The sequence below is a fragment of the Microcystis sp. M53603_WE2 genome (assembly GCF_030065435.1).
On sequence record NZ_JASJFF010000415.1, the window covers coordinates 1 to 2864 of the forward strand.

A 2864-nucleotide genomic window follows, 5' to 3' on the forward strand; every position below is an offset into this window, starting at 1 on the left:
ATCAGTATAGACTCCGTTTCCACACAGAAACCAGAAGAGCCGGCTTTGTTGCCCTTGTTTTTTGTACCAAGCGATGTACTACAAGAAGATAATGCAAGGTTTTTGAACGTCCCAATCCTATTTTCTTGCACTAACATCGGACTTTAACAGGTCAAAAGCTTTATTTTAAAAGGGTTTTACCATTATTCAGCAAACCCTACTTAGGACTCCCAAAAGTCTGTGTAAGCAACCGCGTATTGTCGGTAAACACCGGGTAAACTGGCCCCAAAGTTTTTGGGCTGATTGACGACTTCTATCTCCGCGCATAGCCACCAATAATTTACCTTGTCTTTCTATCAATTAACCATTAAATAGGGTCTGCTGAAAAAGTTTTTCCTGGGGGCAGGGTGTGGGGTGTGGGGTTTTACCGATTTTGAAGGGGTCAATTACCTAATTTTCAGGGAAAAAGTCCAGGAATTTTCCACCCGATCACTCCCATATCTGGTACTTTTTGGTTTCCAAAAAGTCTAAAAGTCTTACCCAACAAGGTTTTTAGATTTATTCAGCCAACCCTATTTACTCATAATTTCGGCGGGTTGCGAGTTAGGAATCGGTTCAAAGTTGTGGTCGTCAGCCAGATATTCGGGATAGGTGGAGAATTGGGGTAGTATTTCTAGGGTAAAAGCTTCGGCGGCTTTTGATCGATAGCGATTCGGGTTAATAATTACCGACAAAGTGCGTCGTACTTCCACATCTTTAATTCGGGTAGCGTGGATAACTCCCATTTGTAGTTCTTTTTCGATCGCTGTCACCGAGACAAAAGCCGCCCCTAACCCGGATTGTACGGCATTTTTAATCGCCTCGATCGAGTTAAGTTCCATCTCCACTTTTAAGCGTTTGGTATCGATCTCGCAACGAGTTAAAACCTTGTCGATGACTTTGCGAATCGTCGATTGGGAATCGAGGGTGATAAATTTTAGTCGATATAAATCCTCTTTTTGAATCATTTCTACCTTAGACAGAGGATGAAAAATAGGCAGGACTAAAGCCAGTTCATCGTCTGCGTAGGGGATAATCCGCAGGGTTTCTTGTAATTCGGCGGGAACTTCTCCCCCGATAATGGCTAAATCCACTTGACCGTTAGCAACGCTCCAAGAGGTGCGACGGGTGGAATGAACTTGTAGCTGTACGGATACTTCTGGGTATTTTTGCCGAAAAATCCCGATCATGCGGGGAAGAAGATAGGTTCCCGTGGTTTGGGAAGCACCGATGATTAGGGTTCCCCCTTGCAGATTTTGTAGATCTTCGATCGCTCGACAGGTTTCTTGACAGAGAGTGATAATTTTTTCGCCGTAGCTTAAGAGTAGGTGTCCCGCTTCTGTTAATTGGGCTTTCCGACCGCCCCGGTCAAATAACGGCACATTTAGCTGTTTTTCGAGGTTTTGTACCTGAAGACTGACCGCCGGTTGAGATACATACAGGGTATCTGCCGCCCGTTTAAAGCTTCCTTCGGCAGCGATCGCTTTGAGAATTCTCAGTTGGTCTAGGGTGAAGGGAATGTCGGTCATAGAAAGCCTCAAAAACAGCGACAGGAGAAGGGGAGGACAATAGCGACAAATCTTAAGCCAGTGCCGATAAATACACTGAATTGACAGTACCACACCACGGGGATCAATGCTTCAGGTAGTTCCAGTTATCAGTGATCAGTTACCGGTTATCAGTTATCAGGAGTCAGGAGTCTCCGAGTCAGGAGATAGGAGTCAGGAGATAGGAGTCTCCGAGTCAGGAGTCAGGAGATAGGAGACTCCGAGTCAGGAGATTATTTCTATTTATTCTCCCCACACCCTACACCCTACACCCCACACCCTACACCCTACGCCCTACACCCTACGCCCTACACCCCACACCCCACACCCCACACCCCACACTGAAAAAGGCTGCCCCAGCAATTATCGGGTTGACTTTTGTGTACCACTTAATCGTTCTTAACCAAGAATCTTAATGATATTTTAAGATTTTTTAACAAACCGCCCCTAGCCGAGATGAACGTATATTCTATAGGGGAGCGAGTGTAGATTCCTATTCCCGTTCGATCGCCCCCTAATTCTCTGGAGATCAGCACCCATGCTTACTTTGCTCCGTTCCCTGCTATTTTCCACCCTATTAAGTTTTGTTGCCCCCGTCCTCTTGGTGGGTTCTATTTTAACGGCTTTATTGGCCACCAGTCACGTCCCCGGCTTTACTTGGGTTTCTCAGACCGGTTTTAGCCAAATACTGCAATTTTTAACCATTTTCGGCGGCGGTTATCCCCTACAAGGCCTGTTAACCATCGCTGTCACCTTTGCTTTTGTTGGCAGTTTATTCGATTTATTTAACTTTTACGTCTATCAAACCAATCGGGGACAGTGAGTAGTCGTGCAAAATAAATTTCCTAGTGAAGATAGGCACTCTTGCAAGAGGCAAGAGGCAAGAGATGGTTAGATATGTGTAATTAATTTTGCTTAGGTACTTAACCGGCAAAGGGTGATGTTGACTGTCTAGAACGGGAATGAGGTTTTTATGGGATCGAATCGTCTATGCGCCCTATTTTCTGCCGTTTTTGGCTATTAACAATAATTTCTCTGCTGCTCACCCTGAGTATCGGGATTGTCAATCCCCAACCCAGTTTCGGGCGCTCGTGGATGGATTTACCTAAAATGTCGGATGAATGCCCCCGCTAAATTTTTCGACAAGACATCAACCTTTGCGGGGGATGAAATCCGACCAAGATATTAACTGCGAAGCACAATTTTAATTCTACCATTTGTAGGTAAACTGTGTTATACTTAATTTATCCAGGGTCGAGGATTAATCAATGCTAGTCGTAGAAGCCAAGTTAAAAAACG

The 2864-nt window shown here is 44.9% G+C and carries 4 protein-coding genes; 3 read left to right on the plus strand and 1 reads right to left on the minus strand.

Annotated features, from left to right (window positions below):
* Window positions 1–551 precede the first annotated feature (551 nt).
* The gene (locus PX481_RS08675; RefSeq protein ID WP_002759960.1) at window positions 552–1547 is read right to left on the minus strand and encodes a LysR family transcriptional regulator; all 996 of its coding nucleotides are present in this window, start codon (window positions 1545–1547) and stop codon (window positions 552–554) included.
* A 106-nt stretch (window positions 1548–1653) separates the two neighbouring features.
* Here PX481_RS08675 and PX481_RS08680 point away from each other — a divergent pair, with 106 nt between their 5' ends.
* From PX481_RS08680 to PX481_RS08690, 3 genes are all read left to right on the plus strand, one after another.
* Window positions 1654–1779: a hypothetical protein gene (locus tag PX481_RS08680; RefSeq protein WP_288025893.1), complete on the plus strand. Its 126-nt coding sequence runs from the start codon at window positions 1654–1656 to the stop codon at window positions 1777–1779.
* Window positions 1780–2103: 324 nt separating this feature from the next.
* On the plus strand, window positions 2104–2388 hold the full coding sequence (locus PX481_RS08685) for a hypothetical protein (protein WP_002798346.1): 285 nt from the start codon (window positions 2104–2106) through the stop codon (window positions 2386–2388).
* Between the two features lie 167 nt (window positions 2389–2555).
* Window positions 2556–2699 (plus strand): hypothetical protein, encoded by a 144-nt coding sequence (locus PX481_RS08690; RefSeq protein ID WP_223210688.1) that lies wholly within the window; start codon window positions 2556–2558, stop codon window positions 2697–2699.
* Window positions 2700–2864 lie beyond the last annotated feature (165 nt).

What these genes read in the sequence shown, in the direction of transcription:
- PX481_RS08685 (WP_002798346.1), top strand. Translation starts at nt 2,104, where the DNA reads ATGCTTACTTTGCTCCGTTCCCTGCTATTTTCCACCCTATTAAGTTTT.
- PX481_RS08680 (WP_288025893.1), top strand. Translation starts at nt 1,654, where the DNA reads ATGCTTCAGGTAGTTCCAGTTATCAGTGATCAGTTACCGGTTATCAGT.
- PX481_RS08675 (WP_002759960.1), bottom strand. Translation starts at nt 1,547, where the DNA reads ATGACCGACATTCCCTTCACCCTAGACCAACTGAGAATTCTCAAAGCG.
- PX481_RS08690 (WP_223210688.1), top strand. Translation starts at nt 2,556, where the DNA reads ATGCGCCCTATTTTCTGCCGTTTTTGGCTATTAACAATAATTTCTCTG.